Raw genomic sequence first — 24,468 nt, 5'->3', positions numbered from 1 at the left:
CGTGGAGCGGTCACGCAGACGACCCGCTCCACGAACGCTTTCCCATGTCAGGCGTTCTGCTGGTCCTGCTCGCCCCGGGTGAGGAAGGCGAGCAGATCCTGCCCGATGGCCTCGTTGGTGGCCACGGCCTCGACGGCGGCTGTGGCGCTACGGGGGAACAGTGCCTCCTCGTACGCGGTGAGCGCCTGCTCGATGTCGTCGGGGTACGCGGCGATGGCCAGGGCGAGTTCGGCGCCGTCCTGCATGGCGAGGTTGGCGCCCTCGCCGTCCGGCGGCGCGAGGTGGGCGGCGTCGCCGACCAGGGTCACTCCGGGTACGCGGTCCCAACGATGCCCGATCGGCAGGGAGTTGAGAGGCCGCAGGACCGGGGCGGTGTCGCTGTCGGTGATCAGGGCGGTGATCTCGGGAGCCCAGCCGTCGAACTCCGCGGCGATCCGCGCGGTGGCCACGGCGGCGTCGGTGAAGTCGATGTCGTCGAACCACTCCTGCGGCCGGGCCAGCGTCACATAGGCGTGCAGCGTTTCGCCGCTCTCCCGGTGTGCCCCGACCCACCGTCCGTTTGTGTCCTTGTCGAGCACGAACAGCGATCCGCCGCCGACCGCCTTCGCGGCGGCCGGGTGCCGGATGTCGGCGTCGTACAGGTAGGTCTCGACGAAGGTCCGGCCGAAATACTCCGGGACGGCGTCGGACACCAGCGGCCGCACCCGCGACCAGGCGCCGTCGGCGCCGACGAGCAGAGTGGTGACGACGGTGCCGCCGTCGGCGAAGGCGACCTCGTGACGGCCGTCGGCGAGGCTGCGGGTGCCGCTGACCTTGTGGCCCCACCGCACAGTGCCGGCCGGGAGCGAGTCGAGCAGGATCTGCCGCAACGCGCCGCGCTGCACCTCGGGGCGGGTGCCCGTGCCGTCGTCGGGCTCGTCGAGCAGAACGGTCCCGTCCGGGTCGAGGACCCTGGTCGCCTGCCGGCCCTCCAGGATGATGGCGCGGAACTCGTCCATCAAGTCGGCTTCTTCCAGGGCGAGTTGGCCGTTGTAGTCGTGGATGTCGAGCATCCCGCCCTGTACCCGGGCGCTCGCTGAGGCCTCCGCCTCGTAGACCGTGGCCGGTATCCCGTGGACGTGCAGGACGCGGGCCAGGGTCAGTCCGCCGAGTCCTGCGCCGATGATCGTGACGTGAGTGGTCATGCCGACTCCTTACGTGTCGCGGGCCTGCCGGACGGTCACCCGGCGGGATCTGCGCCCAGAGTTCAGCGCCCCGCCGACAGGTCGCCGACGCGGCACCGACAGCTCCGACAGACGTCCGACACGGGGGTCTCCAGAGGCTGGGGTCGAAACTAACTACTGTCATGAGGGTGACTGGTTAGAAGTGACCCCGGCTTGCAGAGGGGACAGGTCGGGCCACCTCCGCGGAGACCCGCCCGGCGTCCCGGGGACCCGAATACCTCGACAACCGCAGCGCCATCACCACACACACCCCCATCAACACGGCCCTGTAGAGGAGAGGATGCCGACGGCGGTCATGCCGAAGGCCACGAGGAGGAGGCAGAGGCCGGCCGAGGAACTGCTGATGCCTCGGGCCACCTGGAGATAGACCCTCACCGCCGCCCGAGCCTTCGACCTGGTGGAACATGGCCTGGGCGACTACGCCCGCAAGCCCGTTGACCCGCAAGTCCCTTGAAAAACGCCGGGTGTCGCCCCCGCCCCGAGGATTAGGCTCACCGCCATGCCCACGGCCAAAAAGCGCGCCCGTACGTACGACCCCGCCAAGACCCGCACCGCGGTCCTCGCCCAGTTCGGAAACGTACGAAAAGCCGTAGGGACACTCACCCCCGACCAGCTAACGCTCCCCACCCGCCTCGGCGAATGGACCGTACGCGAACTGATCGCGCACATCGGCATGGCGATCACCGCGATCCACCGCTCCCTGGACCGCCCGGCCCCACCCGCACGGAACGCCGTGATCCTCGACTGGCCGTTCGCCACCGCGGCCAGCTCCTCGGCCATCGCCGACTTCACCCGCACACTCACCGAGCAGCACCCCGACCTCGGCACCTACCTCGCCGACGTCGAGCAGAGCTTCACCGAGCACCTCGACACGAACCCCGGCACCCGCCTCCTGGAGACCAACGCCGGCGTCATGCCCCTCGCCGACTACCTGGTCACCCGTACCGTCGAACTGGTCGTCCACACCGACGACCTCAACGCCGCCGTCCCCGGCCTCGACATCCCCTACGACCGCCAGGCCCTCGCCGCCTGCACCCGCCTCCTCGCCGACGCCCTCGCCGCCAAGGCCCCCGGCGGCTCGACCGAGGTGCGCATCCCGCCGTACGCCGTCGTGCAGTGCGTCGAAGGCCCCCGGCACACCCGCGGCACCCCGCCCAACGTCGTCGAGACCGACCCCCTGACCTGGCTCCGGCTGGCGACCGGGCGGACGTCGTGGAAGGACGCCGTAGAAGAGGCGAAGATCACAGCGAGCGGGGAACGGGCGGACCTCCGGGGCCTGCTGCCGATCATGTCCTGACAGGACCACGACCCGACTCCGACCCCCCTGCGGCCCGACAACGACCCGATCGCACCGCGACAGGATGTGCGACGGCTCACCTCATCCGGTGGGCAGCGCGGCCACATCCGCGCCGATCCCGGCGTTTTCGCAGGTGAGAGCGGTGTCGGGCTCGAGTGATCCATTACAGCCGGGTAACCCGAATTCGGACCAGTGGTCGATCTCGCCTACACTCGGTGCCGTGCCACGTGGTGACGGTCGACTCAGTCATGATCTGCTCCCCGGCGAGAAAGGACCCCAGGACGCTTGTGGCGTCTTCGGAGTCTGGGCTCCCGGTGAAGAGGTCGCCAAGCTCACTTACTTCGGGCTCTACGCCCTCCAGCATCGAGGCCAGGAATCCGCGGGAATCGCGGTCAGCAACGGCTCGCAGATCCTTGTCTTCAAGGACATGGGCCTGGTCTCCCAGGTCTTCGACGAAACCTCGCTCGGTTCGCTCCAGGGTCATATCGCGGTCGGTCACGCCCGCTACTCGACCACCGGCGCCTCCGTGTGGGAGAACGCCCAGCCGACGTTCCGCGCCACCGCGCACGGCTCGATCGCGCTCGGCCACAACGGCAACCTGGTCAACACCGCGCAGCTCGCGGAGATGGTCGCCGACCTCCCCAAGCAGGAAGGCCGTACGCCCCGCGTCGCGGCCACCAACGACACCGACCTCCTCACCGCGCTCCTCGCGGCCCAGGTCGACGCCGACGGCAAGCCGCTGACCATCGAGGAGGCCGCTCACACCGTCCTCCCGCAGGTCAAGGGCGCCTTCTCGCTCGTCTTCATGAACGAGCACACCCTCTACGCGGCCCGCGACCCGCAGGGCATCCGCCCGCTGGTCCTCGGCCGCCTGGAGCGTGGCTGGGTCGTCGCCTCCGAGTCCGCCGCCCTCGACATCTGCGGCGCCGCGTACGTCCGCGAGATCGAGCCGGGCGAGTTCGTCGCCATCGACGAGAACGGCCTGCGGACGTCCCGATTCGCGGAAGCGAAGCCCAAGGGCTGTGTCTTCGAGTACGTCTATCTCGCCCGCCCCGACACCGACATCGCCGGGCGGAACGTGTACCTCTCCCGTGTCGAGATGGGCCGGAAACTCGCCAAAGAAGCTCCGGTCGACGCCGATCTGGTCATAGCGACTCCGGAGTCCGGCACCCCGGCCGCCATCGGTTACGCGGAGGCCTCGGGCATCCCGTTCGGCGCGGGTCTGGTGAAGAACGCCTACGTCGGCCGTACGTTCATCCAGCCGTCACAGACGATCCGGCAGCTCGGTATCCGGCTGAAGCTGAATCCGCTGAAGGAAGTCATCAAGGGCAAGCGCCTGGTCGTCGTCGACGACTCGATCGTGCGCGGCAACACCCAGCGGGCGCTGGTGCGCATGCTCCGCGAGGCCGGGGCCGCCGAGGTCCACATCCGGATCTCCTCGCCGCCCGTGAAGTGGCCCTGCTTCTTCGGCATCGACTTCGCCACCCGCGCGGAACTCATCGCCAACGGCATGACCATCGACGAGATCGGCACCTCGCTGGGCGCCGACTCCCTGTCGTACATCTCCCTGGACGGCATGATCGCGGCGACCACCATCGCCAAGCCGAACCTGTGCCGCGCCTGCTTCGACGGCGAGTACCCGATGGACCTCCCGGACCCCGAGCTGCTCGGCAAGCAGCTCCTGGAGACCGAGCTGGCGGCCGGTCCGGCCGCCACGGCCGCGGCCGACGCGATCCGTCGCCCGTAAGCCCCGCCGCACCACTCAACGCGAAAGATCCCAGGCAATGTCTGAGACCAGTGCCAGCTACGCCAGCGCAGGCGTCGACATCGAAGCGGGCGACCGCGCCGTAGAACTCATGAAGGAGTGGGTGAAGAAGACCCACCGCCCCGAGGTCCTCGGCGGCCTCGGCGGCTTCGCCGGGCTCTTCGACGCCTCCGCCCTCAAGCGGTTCGAGCGCCCCCTGCTCGCCTCCGCCACGGACGGCGTCGGCACGAAGGTCGACATCGCCCGCCGCCTCGGCGTCTACGACACGATCGGCCACGACCTGGTCGCCATGGTCATGGACGACATCGTGGTGTGCGGCGCCGAGCCGCTCTTCATGACCGACTACATCTGCGTCGGCAAGGTGCACCCCGAGCGTGTCGCGGCCATCGTGAAGGGCATCGCCGAGGGCTGTGTGCTGGCCGGCTGCGCCCTGGTGGGCGGCGAGACCGCCGAACACCCCGGTCTGCTGGGCCCGGACGACTTCGACGTCGCGGGCGCCGGTACGGGCGCCGTGGAGGCCGACCGGCTGCTCGGCGCCGATCGCATCCGCACGGGTGACGCGGTCATCGCGATGGCGTCCTCGGGACTTCACTCGAACGGGTACTCGCTCGTCCGGCATGTGCTCCTCGACCAGGCCGGCCTCGACCTGGAGGCACGCGTCGAGGAACTCGGCCGCACGCTCGGCGAGGAACTCCTCGTGCCCACCAAGATCTACTCGCTGGACTGTCTGGCGCTGACCCGTACGACCGACGTGCACGCCTTCTCGCACGTCACCGGCGGCGGACTCGCCGCGAACCTCGCCCGGGTGATCCCGGACGGCCTGCACGCGATCGTGGACCGCTCCACCTGGACCCCGGCGCCGATCTTCGACCTCGTCGGGAAGACCGGCCGGGTCGAGCGCCTGGAGCTGGAGAAGACCCTGAACATGGGCGTCGGCATGATCGCCATCGTCCCCGAGGAGTCCGCGGACGTGGCCCTGGAGACCCTGGCCGACCGCGGGGTTGAGGCGTGGGTCGCCGGCGAGATCACCGAGCGGGGAGATTACGCGACGGGCGCGGCCATGGTCGGCACGTATTCGATTTAAAGCGCCTCCGTCTGATCCAGGCAGCCGCCTGGATCAGACGGCAGCACAAAACCCGGTCCGGCGGTGTTGCCCCGGACCGGGTGAGGTGCAGTTGCTCCGGATATGCGGAAACTGCGAGGGACGCTGTTGCGTCAAGCTCCGCGACGTTGTGACTGGGGACCGGACTCGTCGTCCTCGTCCTCGCCGTCGTCGTTATAGAGATCCGCGTACTGAGCGTACGGGTCGTCTTCTTCCTCGTCGTCGTCCTCGAACGGCTCGCCATTCGGCGGCTGGCTCGAAGTCGAAGCGCCCAGCTCATTGGCCAGACGCGAGAGGTCAGTCCCGCCGCTGCTGTACTTCAGCTGGCGGGCGACCTTCGTCTGCTTGGCCTTTGCCCGGCCGCGCCCCATGGCTCGACCCCCTCGGATACGAGGCTCGGTGGCCTCAGAGTCTTGACACGCGTTCATGATCTGGAACGGACTCTCCGTGGAGAGACCGGTCCGTAGGGCTTCCACGGTACCTGAGCCCGCGCCCATACGGTACGTCGCCCGCAGCACGTGCCGGGTTCCAGGACCCGCGAGGTGCCCTGTACTCGCTGGTCAACCGCGATTTTAACCACTTATTGGCAGGCGACCCGCCGACGAACGTGAGAGTTCTCTCTAAGTCCTCGCCGGCGGGTACCGCTCACCTGTTCCCGGCGGCCGCCTCGTGCATCCGCTGCTCGGCGATCCGGTCGGCCGCGGCGGCCGGCGGAATACCGTCGTCCTTCGCACGTGCGAATATGGCCAGCGTGGTGTCGTAGATCTTCGCGGCCTTCGCCTTGCACCGCTCGAAGTCGAACCCGTGCAGCTCGTCGGCGACCTGGATCACCCCGCCCGCGTTCACCACGTAGTCCGGCGCGTAGAGGATCCCGCGGTCGGCGAGGTCCTTCTCGACGCCCGGGTGCTCCAGCTGGTTGTTGGCCGCGCCGCACACCACCTGGGCGGTCAGCACCGGCACGGTCGCGTCGTTCAGGGCGCCGCCGAGCGCGCAGGGGGCGTAGATGTCGAGCCCCTCGACCCGGATCAGCGCCTCCGTGTCGGCGACGGCCCGCACACCGGTCGGGTGCTTGTCGAGGATCCGCCGTACGGAGTCCTCGCGCACGTCCGTGATCACGACCTCGGCGCCCTCGTCCCGCAGGTGCTCCACCAGGTGGTGCCCGACCTTGCCGACGCCCGCGACGCCGACCGTACGGCCGCTCAGCGACGGGTCGCCCCACAGGTGCCGGGCGCTGGCCCGCATGCCCTGGAAGACGCCGAAGGCGGTCAGCACGGAGGAGTCGCCCGCGCCGCCGTTCTCCGGGGAACGTCCGGTCGTCCAGCGGCACTCGCGCGCCACGACGTCCATGTCGGCGACATACGTGCCGACATCGCACGCGGTCACGTACCGCCCGCCCAGCGAAGCCACGAACCGGCCGTAGGCGAGCAGCAGTTCCTCGGTCTTGTCGCGCTCCGGGTCACCGATGATCACGGCCTTGCCGCCGCCGTGGTCCAGGCCGGCCATGGCGTTCTTGTACGACATCCCGCGGGCGAGGTTGAGCGCGTCGGAGACGGCGTCGGCCTCGCTCGCGTACGAGTAGAAGCGCGTGCCGCCCAGCGCGGGGCCCAGCGCGGTGTTGTGGATGGCGATGACGGCCTTGAGGCCGCTGGCCCGGTCCTGGCAGAGCACGACTTGCTCATGACCGCCCTGGTCCGAGTGGAACAGGGTGTGCAGGACGCCGTTGTCTACGTCGGTCACGGTGGTGACTCCTGGGTGAGTGGCGGCGGTTGGAGACAGGCTCCCGTAAGGGGTGGCGGGTGCCGTGGCATGAGCGTAGAGCCTGGGTATGGCCGCCATCCGTGCAGTGTTCAGGATCACCTACCGAAGGGGGGTGATCGTGCGACGATTTGCATAGTTTTCCCGCGCGTTTGTGAGCGGGTTCCGGAGGTTTTCCTGGCGGACGGCGGGGGAGGGAGCAGGCGTGCCCAAGAAGGTGTCCTCGGTGGTCGTCCCGTACGCGACCTATCTACGGGTCTACGAACCGCTGGCCGCTTTCCCCGAGCCGGAGCGCGGCCACTGGACGCGCTACGCCCGCCGCCCGGACCGTCCGTCGTACCAGGACGAACTGCGCCGGGCGCTGGCCGACCTGCTGCCCACCCCGCCGGTCCCGGTGCCGGTGCACGAGAGCGCCGACGCCTTCGTGGTGGAGGTCGACGGCGTGGTCTGCGTCTGCCCCTGGCGCACCCGGCTGCGCGGCTGGCAGGCCCTGGGCGACCTCGCGGAGGAGCTTCCGCCGTCGGTCCTGGACGCCGTACTGCCGCCGCTCGTACGGGACCAGGCGACCCAGGACTACGAGCGCTGGCTGGCCCGCAACCCGGACGCCCGGCCGTGGATCCGGACGGCGACCTGGCAGGTGCCGCTGAACTGGTTCGTGCTCGTCACCGACGAGGAGCGGCGCTACGACAAGGCGTCCGGGGACGATCCGCCGATGCTGCGGTACCGGACGCCGATGGTGCAGGCGCGGCGACGCACGGCCCGGGCGCTGCGGACGCTGAAGGACGCGATCGACGACGGGCCGCTGATCGACGGTCTGGTGGACGTGGGGCGCTGGCTGGAGGAGTTCCATCCGCGGTCCCTGGTGGAGCTGGACTACGGCGGGCTCGTGCACGTCCTGCCGGCCGGCGAGTTGGAGGACGACCACTCGGCGGCGGACGTGGCGGCCGGCATCGAGGCGCTGCGGCTCGGGGACGGGGCGGCGGCGGGCGAGGCGTACGGGCGGCTCGTGGAGCGCTGGCGGTCGGTCAGGGACCGGCGCTCGGCGAACTGAGACGGACCCGAGACGGACCTGAGCGGTCCTGGGTGGACATACGTAGTCCTGGGTGGACCTACGTAGGCCTAGGCGAACTGACAGGTTCGAACAAGTGCGCATAGGATTCTTACGGTTCGTCAACACGGGACGTAGGTCCCGATCCGGACGTTTGATGCCAAGCGTGACGGACCGCACGTGCGGATCCCTTGCGCCGCTTGCCCCTCCTCATGCCAAAATAGGACAAGGAGTCCGGGGAGGACTCCATCCGTCATGCTTTGGGCGGAATCTCGGCATTGCGCGCTTTGGGGGGTCTGGATGACTCCTGATCGCCCCTGTGACTGATCGTCACAGAGGTGTGACTGTCCGCTATGGCATGGTCCATCGGCTTCCGTCGCTGATGGACACCTGGGAGGGCAATTCCATCGGTTTGGCCTACGCGGTTGGACAGATGGTGTAGTTGTAGTGCCGAGGACAAGCCGTTCGTCCTATAACCGACTCGACCCGCACACGCCATTTCGGGCAACGCGGGTCAAGGTGCAGAATTTAGAGGAAAGAACCGAGAAGGTTCGGTTCTCCCGAGGAGGCCGCTCATGACCGCTCGCACCCCTGATGCCGAGCCGCTGCTGACCCCGGCTGAGGTCGCCACGATGTTCCGTGTGGACCCCAAGACGGTCACGCGGTGGGCGAAGGCCGGAAAGCTCACTTCGATTCGCACGCTCGGCGGACACCGCCGTTACCGCGAGGCGGAGGTCCGTGCACTGCTCGCGGGCATTCCGCAGCAGCGCAGCGAAGCCTGACCAACTGAATACGGGCGAAACGGCTGGTCCCCCAACCGGTCAGGCGCCCGACAGCACAGCTCCAAGCGACGCGGGTTCTGCCCCAACAGAGCCCACGCCCAACGCTCTTCAGACATGTGAATACAGGGTGCGTCGTCGGTCGCGCTGGACTCCGCCGGGTCCAGCGCGATCTTTTTTGTGCCTGGTCGGTCTGGTCGGTGGGGTCCTGTGAGGGACCTTGTCGGAGTCTGGGGAGGGGTGTCGGATCTCCTGTGGACCATCCCTCGTAGGGGTGCAATTGCACATATTAAATTGACCAGTTGTAGGTCAGGTGTAAGTTCCGAGGTTTCAAAAACTTATGCGGTGACACCCGTCACATGCCGGATGGCTTGTTGCCTCTGGCTTATGTGCGCTAAGAGAGGCGCTAGGGGAGTTGGTCCGGTGGATCGTCCTCCGGCTCCGGTGGCGGGGGCGGGGAGTCCAGGGCCAGGCGCTGCAGGCGGTGGCAGATCGGACAGTGCCGGGTCACGTGGCGGTAGGAGCCGGCGGCCGACAGGTGCGCACGGAGCAGGGCCCGCGTCTCGTGCCTGACCGAAGCCGCCATGCGCCACCTCCAGTGGCCCTGCGGGAACGGGGCCTGGTTTCTGGGTACCGGGCGCCGGTGGCGGCGTCAAGGGGGCCGTCTGCGCGTGGCACCGCCTGTGCGTGGCACCGTCCCTGGGGGCTGCGCCCCCAGACCCCCATCGGCCCTGAAGGGGCCTCGTCCTCAAAAGCCGGACGGGCTGGGTGGTGCCGGCCGGTGTTGACAGTCCGTCGCGTGAACACGAAAAAACCCACCCCCCGAAGGAAGTGGGTCATTCACTGCGGTCCTGACGGGATTTGCTGTATCTGATTGCGGCTGCGCCGCGGGCGCGGCCTCCGCCTTGGCAGGGTGGCGGGCGCGGTCGTCGCCGACGGGGGCACGAATAAGGCCCGCGTCTCCGAAGAGTTGCGGGCCTTGGTCGTTCACTGCGGTCCTGACGGGATTTGAACCCGCGGCCTCCACCTTGACAGGGTGGCGAGCACTCCAAGCTGCTCCACAGGACCTGGTTTCGCGGCACTTGATGGTGCGTTGTGCTGCGAGATGAAACTGTACAGGAGGGTGGCCCGCCTGGTCGAACTCACCCGGTGTGCAGGCGCCGTTACGGCGCGGCCGCGTCGATCGCCTTCACGATCCGCTTGTCCGAGACCGGGTACGCCGTGCCGAGCGCGTGCGCGAAATAGCTGACCCGGAGCTCCTCGATCATCCAGCGGATGTCACGGACGGAGGAGGGAACCGGGCGGCCCTGCGGGAGTTGCTCCAGCAGCCACGCGTACTCGTCCTGCATCTCGTGGACCTTCTCCATCCGCGTCGTGTCCCGCTGGACGCCGGTCGGCATCTGCTGGAGCCGGCGGTCGGCGGCCACGAGGTAGCGCATCAGGTCGGCAAGGCGGCGTATCCCGGCCGCCGTGACGAAGCCCGGCTTCACGAGGGCGTCCAACTGGGCGCGTACGTCCGCGAGGTTCGGGAGGAGGGCCGGGCTGCTCGCGCCCTTCAGACGGCGCTCACAGGCGTGCCAGGCGGCCAGCACCTGTTGGACCTGGTTCACGGCCCGCACCGTCGTGTCGACGATCTCGGCGCGCACCTTCTCGTACAGCTTCCGGTACGACTCCTCGTCCCACGCGGGGCCGCCGAAGTCACCGATGAGTTTGTCGGCCGCCGCCATCGCGCAGTCGTCGAACAGCGCCTGGATCGAACCGTGCGGATTCGCGGACAGCGCGAGCTTCTGCACGTTCGTGAGCTTCTCGGACGCGAACTTCGCCGGATTGACCGGGATGTTGCGCACGATCAGCCGCCGCGTGCCCTTCCACATCGCCTCCGCCTGCTCCTCCTCCGTGTCGAAGAGCCGTACGGAGACGGTGTCGCCGTCGTCGACCAGCGCCGGATACGCCTTCACCGGCTGGCCCGCCCGACGGGTCTCGAAGACGCGGGTGAGCGAGCCGATCGTCCAGTCGGTCAGGCCCTTGCGCTCCAGGGACTCCCCGCCCTCGCGCTCGGCCGTCGCCGCGGCCGCCTGTGAGATCGCCTGCCGCGCCTTCGGCTTCAGCCGGAGCTTCAGCGCCTCCAGATCCTTGTCCTCGGCGATCTTGCGGCGCCGCTCGTCGACGATCCGGAAGGTGATCAGGAGGTGGTCCGGGACCTTCGACCAGTCGAAGTCGTCGGCCGTGAACGGGACTCCGACCATGCGCTTCAACTCGCGGGCCATGGTGGTGGGGAGAGGTTCCTGGAGGGGGGCCGCAACCGCCAGGAAACGCTGCGCGAAGTTCGGTGCCGGCACGTAGTTGCGGCGGATCGGCTTCGGGAGGGAACGGATCAGCTCCGTCACGACCTCCTCGCGCAGGCCCGGGATCTGCCAGTCGAAGCCCTCGTCCGTGACCTGGTTGAGGACATGGAGCGGGATGTGGACCGTGACACCGTCCGCGTCCGCGCCCGGCTCGAACTGGTACGTCACCCGGAACTTGAGCCGCCCCTGATGCCAGGAGTCCGGATAGTCGTCCTTGCTGATGTCGCCCGCACGCTCGTTGATGAGCATCGAGCGCTCGAAGTCCAGGAGTTCGGGTTCTCTGCCTTCTTCGGTCCGCTTGTGCTTCCACCACGAGTCGAAATGTGCGCCGGACACCACGTGTTCGGGCACCCGCTGGTCGTAGAAGTCGTAGAGCGTCTCGTCGTCGACCAGGATGTCCCGGCGGCGCGCTCGATGCTCCAACTCCTCCACCTCGGTGAGGAGTTTGCGGTTGTCGGCGAAGAACTTGTGGTGCGTGCGCCAGTCGCCCTCGACGAGTGCGTTGCGGATGAAGAGTTCGCGGCTCGCCTCCGGGTCGATGCGGCCGTAGTTCACCTTGCGCTGGGCGACGATCGGGACGCCGTAGAGCGTGACCTTCTCGAAGGCCATCACCGCTGCCTGGTCCTTCTCCCAATGCGGTTCGCTGTACGTCCGTTTGAGGAGGTGGCCGGCGAGCGGCTCGACCCACTCGGGCTCGATCTTCGCGTTGACGCGCGCCCAGAGGCGTGACGTCTCCACCAGTTCCGCCGACATGACGAAACGCGGGGTCTTCTTGAAGAGCGCCGAGCCGGGGAAGATCGCGAACTTGGCGCTGCGGGCGCCCAGATACTCGTTCTTCGCGCCGTCCTTCACGTCCTTCATGCCGATGTGGGACAGCAGGCCCGCGAGGAGCGAGACGTGGACGCTCTGCTCGGCCGCGTCCTCCTCGTTGAACTGGATGCCCATCTGCTTGGCCACCGTGCGGAGTTGGCTGTAGATGTCCTGCCACTCGCGGATGCGGAGGAAGTTCAGGTACTCCTGCTTGCACATACGGCGGAAGGCCGACGAACCGCGTTCCTTCTGCTGCTCGCGGATGTACCGCCACATGTTCAGGAACGCGAGGAAGTCGCTCGACTCGTCCCGGAAACGGGCGTGTTGCTGATCGGCCTGCGTCTGCTTCTCGGCGGGACGCTCGCGCGGGTCCTGGATGGAGAGCGCGGCGGCGATCACCATGACCTCGCGGACACAGCCGTTCTTGTCGGCCTCCAGGACCATGCGGGCCAGCCGGGGGTCCACGGGGAGCTGGGCGAGCTTGCGGCCCATCTGCGTCAGCCGGCGGCTCGGGTCCTTCTCGCCAGGGTCCAACGCGCCCAGTTCCTGGAGGAGTTGGACGCCGTCGCGGATGTTGCGGTGGTCCGGCGGGTCGATGAACGGGAACTTCTCGATGTCACCGAGACCGGCCGCGGTCATCTGCAGGATGACGGAGGCGAGGTTCGTCCGCAGGATCTCGGCATCCGTGAACTCCGGGCGGGCCTCGAAGTCCTCCTCCGAGTAGAGGCGGATGCAGATGCCGTCCGACGTACGGCCACAACGACCCTTGCGCTGATTGGCACTTGCCTGGCTGACCGCCTCGATCGGCAGCCGCTGCACCTTCGTACGGTGGCTGTAGCGGCTGATCCGGGCGAAGCCGGGGTCGATGACGTACTTGATGCCCGGGACGGTGAGCGAGGTCTCGGCGACGTTGGTCGCCAGAACGATCCTGCGGCCCGTGTGCTGCTGGAACACGCGGTGTTGCTCGGCGTGCGAGAGCCGGGCGTAGAGGGGGAGAACCTCGGTGAAGCGGTAGCTCTTCTTCACCAGCGCGTCCGCCGTGTCGCGGATCTCCCGCTCGCCGGACAGGAAGACGAGGATGTCGCCCTTGCCCTCGCCCTGAAGCTCCTCGACCGCGTCACAGATCGCGGTGATCTGGTCGCGGTCGGAGTCCTCGGACTCGTCCTCCAGAAGGGGGCGGTAACGCACCTCCACCGGATACGTCCGGCCGCTGACCTCGATGATCGGGGCCTCGCCGAAGTGGCGTGAGAAACGCTCCGGGTCGATGGTCGCCGAGGTGATGACGACCTTCAAGTCCGGGCGCTTGGGCAGCAGTTGGGCCAGATAGCCGAGGAGGAAGTCGATGTTGAGCGACCGCTCGTGGGCCTCGTCGATGATGATCGTGTCGTAGGCGCGCAGTTCACGGTCGGTCTGGATCTCGGCGAGCAGGATGCCGTCCGTCATCAGCTTGATGAAGGTGGACTCCTGGTTGACCTGGTCGGTGAAACGGACCTTCCAGCCGACGGCCTCGCCGAGCGGGGTGTCCATCTCCTCGGCGACGCGCTCCGCGACCGTACGGGCCGCGATACGGCGGGGCTGGGTGTGCCCGATCATGCCGCGCACGCCACGGCCCAGTTCGAGACAGATCTTCGGGATCTGGGTCGTCTTGCCGGAACCGGTCTCACCGGCCACGATCACCACCTGGTGATCACGGATCGCGGCCGCGATGTCGGCCTTCTTCTGGCTGACCGGCAACTGCTCCGGATACGAGATCGCGGGGATACGGCGGCGCCGCTCGGCCATCCGCTCCTCGCCGCGGGCCACCTCGGCCTCGATCTCGGCGAGCACGGCGGCGCGCGCCTCCGGCTTACGGATCTTGCGCGCGCCTTCGAGCCTGCGCCCGAGCCGGTGCGCGTCGCGCAGGGTCAGCTCGGTCAGGCGGGGGGCGAGGTCGCCGAGGGCGGGGGCCGGGGCGCCAGCTGTGGAGGCGGGGTGCGTAGACATACGCCGTCCAGGATCTCACCTTGGCGAAATTCCTGGCTAATGAATTGGTGGGGGTGGGTTGGTGAGGAGTGTGCGGGTGGGGCCGGGCGCCGTTGCCGGGGGCTCCGCCCCCGGACCCCCGGTCAGCCCCGAAAGGGCCTCGTCCTCAAACGCCGGACGGGCCGGGTGGTGTCGGCCGCGTTCTATGAGGTGCGCTGCGCCGGTGGTGTCGCCGCCTTGTCATCGCGCCTACGATCCGCGTCCTGTGACATCGACTGTGCCGTGTTGGACACGGCCTTGATGCCCAGGTACGCCGTCGTCAGGCCCGCCATCGCGGTGAACGCCGAGGTCAGCACGCCGACGATCACCGCCCGGTCGCCGTCCAGCTGCCACACGCCGAAGATCGCCACCGCGGTGATCGCGAGGTTGCTGCCGACCACCGCGAGCAGCCCGTACCGCGCCCGTATCTTCTCCAGGTCCGTGTCCCGGATGCCTCTGGCCTCGTCCTGGCTCATGATCGATCCCCCCGCAGTTCCGCCACCCGGCGCCGACTGAGCCGGATGGTATCCCTGGTGCACGCGAGGCATACAAAAAGGCCCCGATCCGAAGATCGGGGCCTTGACTGTGGCTGGGGCCGGGATCGAACCGGCGACCTATCGCTTTTCAGGCGATCGCTCGTACCAACTGAGCTACCCAGCCACGAGATTCCTCACGGAATCTCAGCGGTCCTGACGGGATTTGAACCCGCGACCTCCACCTTGACAGGGTGGCGAGCACTCCAAGCTGCTCCACAGGACCAAGCTGTTGCGCGCGAACTGGCGGAACCAGTCTCGCACACGGTGTTACGTGCCCCCAACGGGATTCGAACCCGTGCTACCGCCTTGAAAGGGCGGCGTCCTGGGCCACTAGACGATGAGGGCCTTCTTCGGTACTGCTCTGCTTCGTCTAGGTGTCCCAGGGGACGTGAGAAGCATGTGACTCCGCTTTCCCCCGAAGGGTGCCGCTTCTCCTTGACTCCCTGCGGAGTTTCGGACGGTCGAGCCCTGACCGGTGCCCTTGGGCACGACGAGACTGTACTACGGCGTTTGGGGCTGAGCCAAACCGAAAAAACGGCGGGCGCTCAAGGCAGGTTCTCCTTCGGGAGGTGGCGGCTGACCTCTGCCGTTGTCAGGCCCAGGCCGCCCAGTTTGATCTCGTCCCAGGCCTGGAGGAGGTGGGTGTCGCGGTCGACGTAGAGGATCGACGCCTCGATCGGGTCGGGGTATTTGCCCTCCACCGCGCGCAGTCCGCTGCCGCCCGTGGAGCCTTCGATACGGAGGCGGGTGCCGTGCGGCATGACCTCGGTGCCCTCGTGGTGGAGGTGGCCGGCCAGGACGAGCGGGACCTCGCCGTCGGTCCGGCGTGCGGCCGACGGTTCGTGGACCAGGGCGATGTCGACCGGGGTGCCGGCGGCCCGCTGGTCGCGGAGCGCGGAGGCGAGCTGGTCGCCGGCCAGTTCCTCCGCCGCGTTGCCGCCCGTGGCGGACGAACGGTCGGGGGTGAACTGGGGGTCGCCGATGCCGGCGAAGCGCACGCCCGCGACCGTTTCCGCCCGGCCCTCGTCCAGGACGTGCACGTTCTTGATGTGTTCGAGGTAGCGCTGGGTGGCGAGGGAGTCGTGGTTGCCCCTGACCCAGATGTACGGGACGCCCAGGTCGGCGATCGGGTCGAGGAAGCCGTTCTCGGCGGTCGTGCCGTGGTCCATGGTGTCGCCGGTGTCGACGATCACGTTCACCTCGTACTGCTCCACCAGTGACGCGATGATCTTCCAGCTCGCGGGGTTCAGATGGATGTCCGAGACGTGGAGCACGCGGATGGTCGTGGGGTCCGGCTGGTACGCGGGGAGCGTGGACGTGACGTCGTAGAGCTTGGTCACGTTCGTCACCAGGCGGGCCAACTCCTTCTGGTAGACGTCGAATTCGGTGACGATGTTGCGCGCGTTGCCGACCAGGGACGGGGCGGAGGAGAGCAGTCCCGAGAACTTCGGTTCGAGGATCGACTTCGGGTTCCAGGTCGCGTACGCCGTCGCTCCGGACGCCGCCAGCAGGGTCAGGGCGAGGCCGCCGGCGGCGAGGGCGCGGCGGGGGCGGCGGTAGACCGCGAGGCCGAGGGTGGTGGCGCCGAGGACCACGGCCGTCGACGACCGTACGGCGAGGTCGAGTGTGCCGTGTTCGACGTCTCGGGCGACCTCGTCCTGGAGGCCGGAGATGCGTTCGGGGTGGTCGACGAGGGCCTGGGAGCGTTCCGGGTCCAGCTGGTCGACGTTGACGTCGAGGCGGACCGGGGCGTGGTGGCTGTCGAGGGAGAGGGCGCCGAGCGGGGACACGTTGATCTTGGTGCCGCCGGTGAGGGACGGGCGCAGGGTCATGGTCGTGTTCATGGGGCCGACCTGGGCCCGTACGTTGCCGACGATCAGCAGGCCGAGCCAGGCGCCGACGACGACGACCGTGACGAGGCCGAGGGCGCGGGTCCAGGGGTGGGGCTGGGGGACGAGTTCGACGGTGGGGTGGGGGCGGTGGTGGCGGGTCAGGGTGTGCTGGATTCGGCGGAGGTGGTTCAGGGCTGCGACGGGGACGCGGGCCATTGGTCCCGTATGCCCAGGGGTGGGGGTTGGTATGCGGGGCGGGGTGAGGTGGGGGTCGGAGCCCGGGGCGGGGGTGGGGGGCTTGGGTTGGGTGCGGGGTGCGGGTGGGTGGGGGCTGGTCGCGCAGTTCCCCGCGCCCCTGAGGGCATTGGGGTGGGCGCGCTCGCGCGGTGGAGCCGCGTATCGAGACAGCCCGGGCCCCTGAGGGCATTGGGGGGGGCGCGCTCGCACGGTGGAGCCGCATATCGACACGGCCCCGGGCCCCTGAGGGCATTGGGGTGGGCGCGCTCGTGCGGTGGAGCCGCGTATCGACACGGCCCCGGGCCCCTGAGGGCATTGGGGTGGGCGCGCTCGCGCGGTGGAGCCGCATATGGACACAGCTCCGCGCCTGAGGGCATTGGGGTGGGCGCTCGCGCGGCGGAGCCGCATATCGAGACAGCTCCGCGCCCCTGAGGGCATTGGGATGGGCGCGCTCGCGCGGCGGAACCGCATGTCGGCACAGCCCCGCGCGGCTGCGGGCATGGGGGTGGGCCGGAGGGAAGGGGGTGCCCTACTCGTTGGTGAGCTCCTCCGTCGCTCGTCGAGGCCGGGGTCGGTCAGCCCCAGCCGAGTTCGTGGAGGCGGTCGTCGTCGATGCCGAAGTGGTGGGCGACTTCGTGGACGACGGTGACGGCGACCTCGTGGACGACGTCCTGCGTGGTGGCGCAGTAGCGCAGGGTCGGGCCCATGTAGATCGAGATCCGGTCGGGGAGGACGCCGGCGTACCACTCGCCGCGTTCGGTGAGCGGTGTGCCTTCGTAGAGGCCGAGGAGTTCGGGGTCGGCGGGGTCGGGTTCGTCCTCGACGAACACGGCCACGTTGTCCATGACCCGCGTCAGCTCCGGCGGGATCCGGTCCAGGGCCTCGCTCACCAGCTCTTCGAACGCCTCGCGTGTCATTTCCAGCACAGGCCCATTGTCCGGGACGAACGCCGGTTCGGGGCGGTGGGCGCGGGGCGGCGGACCGCGCTTGTCCGGTATGTGCGTGAAGTCGGTTCTGGGGGAGGGGAGTTGAGGGGGAGTTGACGGGCGTCGGGGGCTGTGGCGGATGCCGTAACGGCGATTCTCGGTCGGTGAGGGGTGGGAACGGGTCGGGAACCGGTCGTCTCCGGGCCGGAAGCCGGGGTGGGGCGGTGCGGCGCGTGTCTTCCGGTGGGCGGCGGGAGTTGAGAGGGGGACTCCCTTTTTCGCCCTCGGAGGTGGCCCCGTGCGCCCCATGTACGTACCCGTCCGTCTGGTCGCCGCGGTCGCCGTCGTCGCCGCTGCCGCCGGTTGTATGAGTGTGGGCGACGACGCGGGCGGCGGTGCCAAGCCCTCGCACTCCGCCGGGCGGCATGCCGGTGACGTGCCGGACGGCGGTTCGGGGGCGCCGGGGGGCGGGCTCGGGTACGGCGGGTCGGCGGGGGACGGGAAGCACGGGCACGGCAAGCCCAAGCCCGGGGAGTCCGCCTCGGGTTTGGCCTCGCCGACGGCTTCGGGGGGCGCGGTGAGCCCGTCCGCCTCGGTCCCGCCGAGACCGGGTACGAGCGTGAAGCCGGGGGCGCCGACCCCGCCCGCGCCGCAGCCGACCCCGACGCGGACGCCGCCGCCCCCGGAACCGACGCCGTCCGCGCAGCCGTCGTCCGCCGCCCCGACGGTCGCGGAGCCCTCGTCCTCGGCCCACGAGGACCCCGTACCGCAGCTGGTGGACCGGGAGCCGGCGCCGGCGGCCGGCTCCCCGGCGTAGCGACGGGTGTGACGCAGGTCAATGAGGGACGGTTTGCGTTGGGGGGTGGTGGGTGCGTAAGGTGGTAGATCGTTTGATCCCATTGCCCGGCGCCACTGTAGAGCGCGCCGTGTGGCGCGTACTCTCCCCAGCCGTGGCGGACCGCATTGAGGCGGTCGATAGCGAAACACGGAGTTGACGGGCGCGTGCCGACGGATACTCCGGAAGGTTTCGCATTCGCATGTCCATTTCCAGTACTGATCACGTCGTCATGCCCGAGAACGAGAACGAGGGCACCGAGACGGCCGTAGACACCGCCGTGGAGGCTCCCGAGGTGACGTTCGCGTCGCTCGGTCTCCCCGAGGGCGTCGTGCGCAAGCTCGCGCAGAACGGCGTGACCACCCCCTTCCCGATCCAGGCGGCGACCATCCCGGACGCCCTGGCCGGCAAGGACATCCTCGGCCGTGGCCGCACCGGCTCCGGCAAGACCCTCTCGTTCGGTCTGCCGCTGCTGGCGACGCTGTCCGGCGGCCGCACCGAGAAGAAGCGTCCCCGAGGCATCATCCTCACCCCGACCCGCGAGCTGGCGATGCAGGTCGCCGACGCGCTCCAGCCCTACGGCGACGTCCTCGGCCTGAAGATGAAGGTCGTCTGCGGCGGTACGTCGATGGGCAACCAGATCTACGCCCTTGAGCGCGGCGTCGACGTCCTCGTCGCCACCCCGGGCCGCCTGCGCGACATCATCAACCGCGGCGCCTGCTCCCTCGAGGACGTGCGGATCGCCGTACTCGACGAGGCCGACCAGATGTCCGACCTGGGCTTCCTGCCCGAGGTCACCGAGCTGCTCGACCAGATCCCGGCCGGCGGTCAGCGCATGCTGTTCTCGGCGACGATGGAGAACGAGATCTCCACGCTGGTCAAGCGCTACCTGACCGACGAGGTCGTGCACGAGGTCGACAGCGCGCAGGGCAACGTCACGACGATGTCCCACCACATCCTCATCGTGAAGCCCAAGGACAAGGCGCCGGTCACCGCCGCGATCGCCTCCCGCAAGGGCCGCACGATCATCTTCGTCCGCACCCAGCTGGGCGCCGACCGCATCGCCGAGCAGCTGCGCGACGCCGGTGTGAAGGCCGACGCGCTGCACGGCGGTATGACGCAGGGCGCCCGTACGCGGACGCTGGCGGACTTCAAGGAGGGTTACGTCAACGCGCTGGTCGCGACCGACGTGGCCGCCCGCGGTATCCACGTCGACGGCATCGACCTGGTCCTGAACGTGGACCCGGCCGGCGACCACAAGGACTACCTGCACCGCGCGGGCCGCACCGCGCGTGCCGGTCGTACGGGCACCGTCGTCTCCCTCTCCCTGCCGCACCAGCGCCGTCAGATCTTCCGGCTGATGGAGGACGCGGGCGTCGACGCCGGGCGTCACATCATCAACACCGGTACGGCCTTCGAGCCCGAGGTCGCCGAGATCACCGGCGCCCGTTCGATGACCGAGGTCCAGGCCCAGTCGGCGGGCGACGCCGCGCAGCAGGCCGAGCGCGAGGTCGTCCAGCTCACCAAGGAGCTGGAGCGGGCCACGCGCCGCGCGTCCGAGCTGCGCGAGGAGTCCGACCGGCTGATCGCCCGTGCCGCGCGCGAGCGGGGCGACGACCCGGAGGCCGCGGTCGCCGAGGCCGCCGCCGTGGTGGAGGCCGCGGCCGAGGCCGTGGTGTCCGAGCAGTCGGCCGCCGCCGAGGCGCCGGTGCGCGAGGAGTCCTCTTCTTACGACCGTCCGCGTCAGCAGCGTGACGACCGCGGGAACTACGAGCGCCGTGACCGCGGTGGCAACGACCGCGGCGGCGACCGTGGCGGCTTCCGCCGTGACGACCGCCCCTCCGGTGGTTTCCGTGGTGGCAGTGACCGTGGTGGCCGTTCTTTCGAGCGTCGTGACGACCGTCCGTCCGGTGGTTTCCGCCGTGACGACCGTGGTGGCAGCGACCGCGGCGGTGACCGTGGCGGTTTCCGTCGCGACGACCGTGGTGGCAGTGACCGTGGCGGCGACCGTGGTGGTCGTTCTTTCGAGCGTCGTGACGACCGTCCGTCCGGTGGTTTCCGCCGTGACGACCGCGGTGGCAGCGACCGTCCGGCGTCGGGCGGCTTCCGTCGCGACGACCGTCCCGCGACGACCGGTCACCGGGGCAGCGACCGCCCGTTCAACCGTGACCGCCAGGGCGACCGCCCGGGCTTCCGCGCCGGCGGCCACGACCGTCCGTCCGGCCACCGCGGCACGACCGGCACGGGTACCGGCACCGGTTCCTTCGGCCGCCGTGACGACAAGCCCCGCTGGAAGCGCAACGGCTGAGGTCAAGTGACCTGGCGTGAACTGACGTAGTGAAGCGGCCCCTGCCCGGGAGATCGGGTGGGGGCCGCTTTTCTGTCCATGCCCTTCGTCCCCGGGGTTGTTTTCTGGCCACTTCGAGTCCTTATCGAGTCCTTACGTGGCGCATGTCACGTCCCCGGCGTGGGAATCGCTGGGGGCATGACAGATGACGCCATAGCGAGTGGGCTGTCAAAGGGAGATCCCCCCGGTCACCCGGGTCACACCGGTCTCTCCGACGAGGAACGGCTTGCCCAGCTCGGCTATACGCAGGTTCTCGCCCGCCGCATGTCGGCGTTCTCCAACTACGCGGTGTCCTTCACGATCATCTCGGTCCTGTCGGGCTGCCTGACGCTCTACCTCTTCGGCATGAACACGGGCGGCCCCGCCGTGATCACCTGGGGCTGGGTTGCCGTAGGCCTGATGACGCTGTTCGTCGGCCTGTCGATGGCCGAGATCTGTTCGGCCTACCCGACGTCGGCGGGCCTGTACTTCTGGGCCCATCGCCTGGCGCCCCCGCGCAGCGCGGCGGCCTGGGCGTGGTTCACGGGCTGGTTCAACGTGCTCGGCCAGGTCGCGGTGACCGCGGGCATCGACTTCGGGGCGGCGTCGTTCCTGGGCGCGTACCTGAACCTCCAGTTCGACTTCGAGGTCACCCCGGGCCGCACGGTCCTCCTCTTCGCGGCGATCCTGATCCTGCACGGCCTGCTGAACACGTTCGGCGTGAAGATCGTCGCCATCCTCAACAACGTGAGCGTGTGGTGGCACGTGCTCGGCGTCGGCGTGATCGTGGGCGCGCTGACCTTCGTCCCCGACCACCACCAGTCCACGACCTTCGTGTTCACGAAGTTCGTGAACAACACGGGCTGGGGCAGCGGTGTGTACGTCGTCCTCCTCGGCCTCCTGATGGCGCAGTACACCTTCACCGGCTACGACGCCTCCGCCCATATGACGGAGGAGACGCACGACGCGTCGACGGCGGGCCCTAAGGGCATCGTCCGCTCCATCTGGACGTCGTGGATCGCCGGCTTCGTCCTCCTCCTCGGCTTCACGTACGCGATCCAGTCCTACGACAAGGAGCTGGGTTCGGCCACGGGCGCACCGCCGGCCCAGATCCTCCTGGACGCGCTGGGAGCCACCGCGGGCAAGCTGCTGCTCCTGGTGGTGATCGGCGCCCAGCTCTTCTGCGGCATGGCGTCGGTGACGGCCAACAGCCGCATGATCTACGCCTTCTCACGCGACGGCGCGCTCCCGTTCTCGCGCGTCTGGCACACGGTGAGCCCGCGCACCCGGACGCCGGTCGCGGCGGTGTGGCTGGCGGCGGCGGGCGCGCTGGTGCTGGGCCTCCCCTACCTGATCAATGTGACGGCGTACGCGGCGGTCACGTCCATCGCCGTGATCGGCCTCTACATCGCGTACGTCATCCCGACGCTGCTGCGGCTGGGCAAGGGGGACGACTTCCAGCGCGGGCCGTGGCACCTGGGCCGGTGGTCGCGGCTGATCGGCACGGTGTCGGTGGTCTGGGTGATCGTGATCACGGTTCTCTTCATGCTCCCGCAGGTCTCCCCGATCACCTGGGAGTCCTTCAACTACGCGCCGGTGGCGGTGCTGGTCGTGCTCGGCTTCGCCGCGGCCTGGTGGACGGCATCGGCCCGCCACTGGTTCCTGAACCCGGAACACGCCCGCACGAAGGCGCGGGAGGCGGCGCGATCCGGGGCGCCCGAACCGGTAGATCCGTAACACTCCGGACCCGTCCGACCTGGTTCCCCCCGTCCGGCACGGCCGTGTCCCCGATACCCGATCGGAGACACGGCCACCTCCCGCTATGCTCGGGGAGGCAACATCGCGGGGACCCTTAGCTCAATTGGCAGAGCAGTGGACTTTTAATCCATTGGTTGTGGGTTCGAGTCCCACAGGGTCTACGAGGTCGCTCCTCTCCGGAGGGCCTTGACCTGCATTTTTACGGTGCCCCGAGCGTCTTCGGACGGTCGGGGCACCGCTGTGTCCGGGCCCGTGCGTGAGCGGTTGTACCGGCGGAGTGCTACCGGCCGGCCGCGAGGAAGTCCTCCAGGATCTCGACGAACCGTGCCGGCTGCTCCTCGGCCGGGTAGTGGCCGCAGTCGTCGAGGACGACCCCCGTGACGTCGTCGGCCGCCAGTCGCATCGTCTGGGCGGCGTTCTCGCCGCTCCACAGCGCGCCGCCGACGGCGAGCACCGGCAGCGTCAGCCGGGTCCTGCCGCGCTGCTCGTTCTGCGCGATCGTCTCGTCCAGCGCCCGGTAGTACGCGAAGCTCGCTCGCAGTGCGCGCGGATCCGCGGTGATCGCGTCGACGTAGACGTCGACGGCGTACGCGGGGATCGCGGTCTGCGTGGCGGCCTTGGTGGCGAACTGCCAGCCGAAGAAGAGCCGTTCGCGTCCCCGGACCAGTTCCTCGTTGAGGTCGGTGAGCCGGTTGAAGCCGAACTGCCAGAGCCTCAGGTTGGCCGCGGCCGGGCCGAAGAACGGCGGGGACGGCGTGAGGCCGGGGATCACCGCTTCGACGATGGCGAGTCGGCCCACCCGCTCGGGGTGATCGGCGGCGAGGGCGTATCCGGTCCACGTGCCGATGTCGTGGCCGACCACGTCGAACCGGTCGTGCCCGAGCGCGGCCATCAACGCGACCAGATCGGCGGCCAGCGTGCCGGCGTCGTACCCGTCGTCGGGCTTGTCGGAGAGCCCGGCCCCGCGCGAGTCGACGGCGACGACGGTGTGCCGGCGGGCGAGCGCGGGCATCACCTCCCGCCAGGCGTACCAGGTCTGGGGCCACCCGCCGATCAGCAGCAGTGCCGGGCCGTCCCCACCGGTGACCGCGTGCAGCCGCAGTCCGTTCACCTCCACGAGCCGGCTGGTGAAGACGTCGAGGAATCCGTCGGGCAGTCGCAGCGAACTCAGGCTTGTCATGCCGGCGACCCTACCCATCTTTGAACGATCGGTACAAGATGTGTAGGCTGACGGACCATGGCAGGCCGAAAGCAGTTCGACGTGGACGAGGCGCTACGACGTGCGATGCACGTCTTCTGGCGCTGGGGTTATTCGGAGGCCTCGATCGATCGCCTGACCGAGGGCACGGGCCTGGGCCGGGGCTCGCTCTACGGCACCTTCGGCGACAAGAGCGCCCTCTTCCGCAAAAGCCTCCAACGGTACGCGCAGACCTACCACCCGCTGTACGAGCAGGCGCTGTCCGGCCCCCACTCGAGCCCGAGCGCCGTTGTGGCCGCGTACCTTCAGGTCGCCCTGAACCGCATCGCCGACCCGACGGTCCCGGACGGCTGCCTGCTCACGGTGTCGGCAACGCAGTTCCCGGCGCTCGACGCGGAGGGTCGGGAGATGGTCCGCGCCATGATCGACGGTCTGCGGGCGAGGCTGGAGCAGGCGTTGCTGGCGGCGGGAGCCGGTGAACAGGAGGCCGCGGAGCTGGCGTTGTGCACGGTGGCGACGAACAAATCCCTGGCGGTGCTGAGCCGCGCCGGCTTCTCGGGCGACGACCTGGCAACCGTCGCGGCAGCCGCCGCCAGGAATGCCGAGGCTGTGCCGAGTTGACCGGCCGGACTTGACCGTCCATCTCCGGGAAAGCGACGAGGCCGGCACCGTACTTACGGCTTTGCCGGTCACCA

Annotated in this window: 18 protein-coding genes and 5 tRNA genes; 10 read left to right on the top strand and 13 right to left on the bottom strand. The window is 69.2% G+C overall.

Going from position 1 to position 24,468, the window contains the following annotated elements:
• Positions 1-47: 47 nt before the first annotated feature.
• On the bottom strand, positions 48-1,184 hold the full coding sequence (locus tag ACIRRY_RS15410) for an FAD-dependent oxidoreductase (RefSeq protein ID WP_403972387.1): 1,137 nt from the start codon (positions 1,182-1,184) through the stop codon (positions 48-50).
• 538 nt (positions 1,185-1,722) lie between these two features.
• On the opposite strand from ACIRRY_RS15410, the gene ACIRRY_RS15405 reads away from it, so the two are divergent.
• The 3 genes from ACIRRY_RS15405 to purM all read left to right on the top strand — a co-directional run bounded on the left by ACIRRY_RS15405 (position 1,723) and on the right by purM (position 5,369).
• Entirely contained in the window at positions 1,723-2,520 is a 798-nt protein-coding gene (locus tag ACIRRY_RS15405) for a sterol carrier family protein (protein ID WP_403972385.1), read from the top strand.
• A 220-nt stretch (positions 2,521-2,740) separates the two neighbouring features.
• The gene (purF, locus tag ACIRRY_RS15400; RefSeq protein WP_403972383.1) at positions 2,741-4,267 is read left to right on the top strand and encodes an amidophosphoribosyltransferase; all 1,527 of its coding nucleotides are present in this window, start codon (positions 2,741-2,743) and stop codon (positions 4,265-4,267) included.
• 37 nt (positions 4,268-4,304) lie between these two features.
• Positions 4,305-5,369 (top strand): phosphoribosylformylglycinamidine cyclo-ligase, encoded by a 1,065-nt coding sequence (gene purM, locus ACIRRY_RS15395; RefSeq protein WP_403972381.1) that lies wholly within the window; start codon positions 4,305-4,307, stop codon positions 5,367-5,369.
• Between the two features lie 131 nt (positions 5,370-5,500).
• On the opposite strand, the gene ACIRRY_RS15390 is transcribed toward purM, so the two are convergent.
• Together ACIRRY_RS15390 and ACIRRY_RS15385 are read right to left on the bottom strand one after the other, a co-directional pair.
• A complete protein-coding gene (locus ACIRRY_RS15390; RefSeq protein WP_328681855.1) occupies positions 5,501-5,758 on the bottom strand; it encodes a DUF3073 domain-containing protein in 258 nt (85 codons plus the stop codon).
• A 274-nt stretch (positions 5,759-6,032) separates the two neighbouring features.
• Complete coding sequence (locus tag ACIRRY_RS15385; RefSeq protein ID WP_403972379.1) at positions 6,033-7,124, bottom strand: Leu/Phe/Val dehydrogenase; 1,092 nt, start codon at positions 7,122-7,124, stop codon at positions 6,033-6,035.
• 223 nt (positions 7,125-7,347) lie between these two features.
• Here ACIRRY_RS15385 and ACIRRY_RS15380 point away from each other — a divergent pair, with 223 nt between their 5' ends.
• Positions 7,348-8,193: a hypothetical protein gene (locus ACIRRY_RS15380; RefSeq protein ID WP_403972377.1), complete on the top strand. Its 846-nt coding sequence runs from the start codon at positions 7,348-7,350 to the stop codon at positions 8,191-8,193.
• Positions 8,194-8,765: 572 nt separating this feature from the next.
• Positions 8,766-8,972: a developmental transcriptional regulator BldC gene (gene bldC, locus ACIRRY_RS15375; RefSeq protein ID WP_003949541.1), complete on the top strand. Its 207-nt coding sequence runs from the start codon at positions 8,766-8,768 to the stop codon at positions 8,970-8,972.
• A gap of 403 nt (positions 8,973-9,375) precedes the next feature.
• On the opposite strand, the gene ACIRRY_RS15370 is transcribed toward bldC, so the two are convergent.
• From ACIRRY_RS15370 to ACIRRY_RS15330, 9 genes are all read right to left on the bottom strand, one after another.
• Positions 9,376-9,555 carry a DUF6274 family protein gene (locus tag ACIRRY_RS15370; protein WP_403972375.1) on the bottom strand — a complete coding sequence of 60 codons (180 nt, stop codon included), beginning with the start codon at positions 9,553-9,555 and terminating at the stop codon, positions 9,376-9,378.
• A gap of 407 nt (positions 9,556-9,962) precedes the next feature.
• Positions 9,963-10,037: transfer RNA gene (locus ACIRRY_RS15365), tRNA-Asp, on the bottom strand.
• A gap of 95 nt (positions 10,038-10,132) precedes the next feature.
• A complete protein-coding gene (hrpA, locus tag ACIRRY_RS15360; protein ID WP_403972373.1) occupies positions 10,133-14,107 on the bottom strand; it encodes an ATP-dependent RNA helicase HrpA in 3,975 nt (1,324 codons plus the stop codon).
• A gap of 182 nt (positions 14,108-14,289) precedes the next feature.
• Entirely contained in the window at positions 14,290-14,601 is a 312-nt protein-coding gene (locus ACIRRY_RS15355) for a hypothetical protein (RefSeq protein WP_403972371.1), read from the bottom strand.
• Positions 14,602-14,711: 110 nt separating this feature from the next.
• Positions 14,712-14,785, bottom strand: a tRNA-Phe gene (locus tag ACIRRY_RS15350).
• 24 nt (positions 14,786-14,809) lie between these two features.
• Positions 14,810-14,884 (bottom strand) — tRNA-Asp (locus ACIRRY_RS15345).
• 49 nt (positions 14,885-14,933) lie between these two features.
• Positions 14,934-15,006 (bottom strand) — tRNA-Glu (locus ACIRRY_RS15340).
• Between the two features lie 200 nt (positions 15,007-15,206).
• Entirely contained in the window at positions 15,207-16,709 is a 1,503-nt protein-coding gene (locus ACIRRY_RS15335) for a metallophosphoesterase (RefSeq protein WP_403972370.1), read from the bottom strand.
• 596 nt (positions 16,710-17,305) lie between these two features.
• Positions 17,306-17,656: a metallopeptidase family protein gene (locus tag ACIRRY_RS15330; protein WP_403972368.1), complete on the bottom strand. Its 351-nt coding sequence runs from the start codon at positions 17,654-17,656 to the stop codon at positions 17,306-17,308.
• A gap of 307 nt (positions 17,657-17,963) precedes the next feature.
• Here ACIRRY_RS15330 and ACIRRY_RS15325 point away from each other — a divergent pair, with 307 nt between their 5' ends.
• From ACIRRY_RS15325 to ACIRRY_RS15310, 4 genes are all read left to right on the top strand, one after another.
• The gene (locus ACIRRY_RS15325) at positions 17,964-18,473 is read left to right on the top strand and encodes a hypothetical protein (protein WP_403973586.1); all 510 of its coding nucleotides are present in this window, start codon (positions 17,964-17,966) and stop codon (positions 18,471-18,473) included.
• A 220-nt stretch (positions 18,474-18,693) separates the two neighbouring features.
• Positions 18,694-20,799: a DEAD/DEAH box helicase gene (locus ACIRRY_RS15320; RefSeq protein WP_403972366.1), complete on the top strand. Its 2,106-nt coding sequence runs from the start codon at positions 18,694-18,696 to the stop codon at positions 20,797-20,799.
• Positions 20,800-20,976: 177 nt separating this feature from the next.
• Positions 20,977-22,554, top strand: coding sequence for an amino acid permease (locus tag ACIRRY_RS15315; RefSeq protein ID WP_403972364.1), 1,578 nt, complete (start codon positions 20,977-20,979; stop codon positions 22,552-22,554).
• A 109-nt stretch (positions 22,555-22,663) separates the two neighbouring features.
• Positions 22,664-22,736: transfer RNA gene (locus ACIRRY_RS15310), tRNA-Lys, on the top strand.
• A 119-nt stretch (positions 22,737-22,855) separates the two neighbouring features.
• Here the strand turns inward: ACIRRY_RS15310 and ACIRRY_RS15305 are convergent.
• Entirely contained in the window at positions 22,856-23,755 is a 900-nt protein-coding gene (locus ACIRRY_RS15305; protein ID WP_403972362.1) for an alpha/beta fold hydrolase, read from the bottom strand.
• Positions 23,756-23,812: 57 nt separating this feature from the next.
• Here ACIRRY_RS15305 and ACIRRY_RS15300 point away from each other — a divergent pair, with 57 nt between their 5' ends.
• Positions 23,813-24,394 carry a TetR/AcrR family transcriptional regulator gene (locus ACIRRY_RS15300; protein ID WP_403972360.1) on the top strand — a complete coding sequence of 194 codons (582 nt, stop codon included), beginning with the start codon at positions 23,813-23,815 and terminating at the stop codon, positions 24,392-24,394.
• Positions 24,395-24,468 lie beyond the last annotated feature (74 nt).

It is taken from the genome of Streptomyces sp. NPDC101776, assembly GCF_044766845.1.
GTDB lineage: Bacteria > Actinomycetota > Actinomycetes > Streptomycetales > Streptomycetaceae > Streptomyces.
This window is presented reverse-complemented; position numbering and strand designations above follow the sequence as displayed.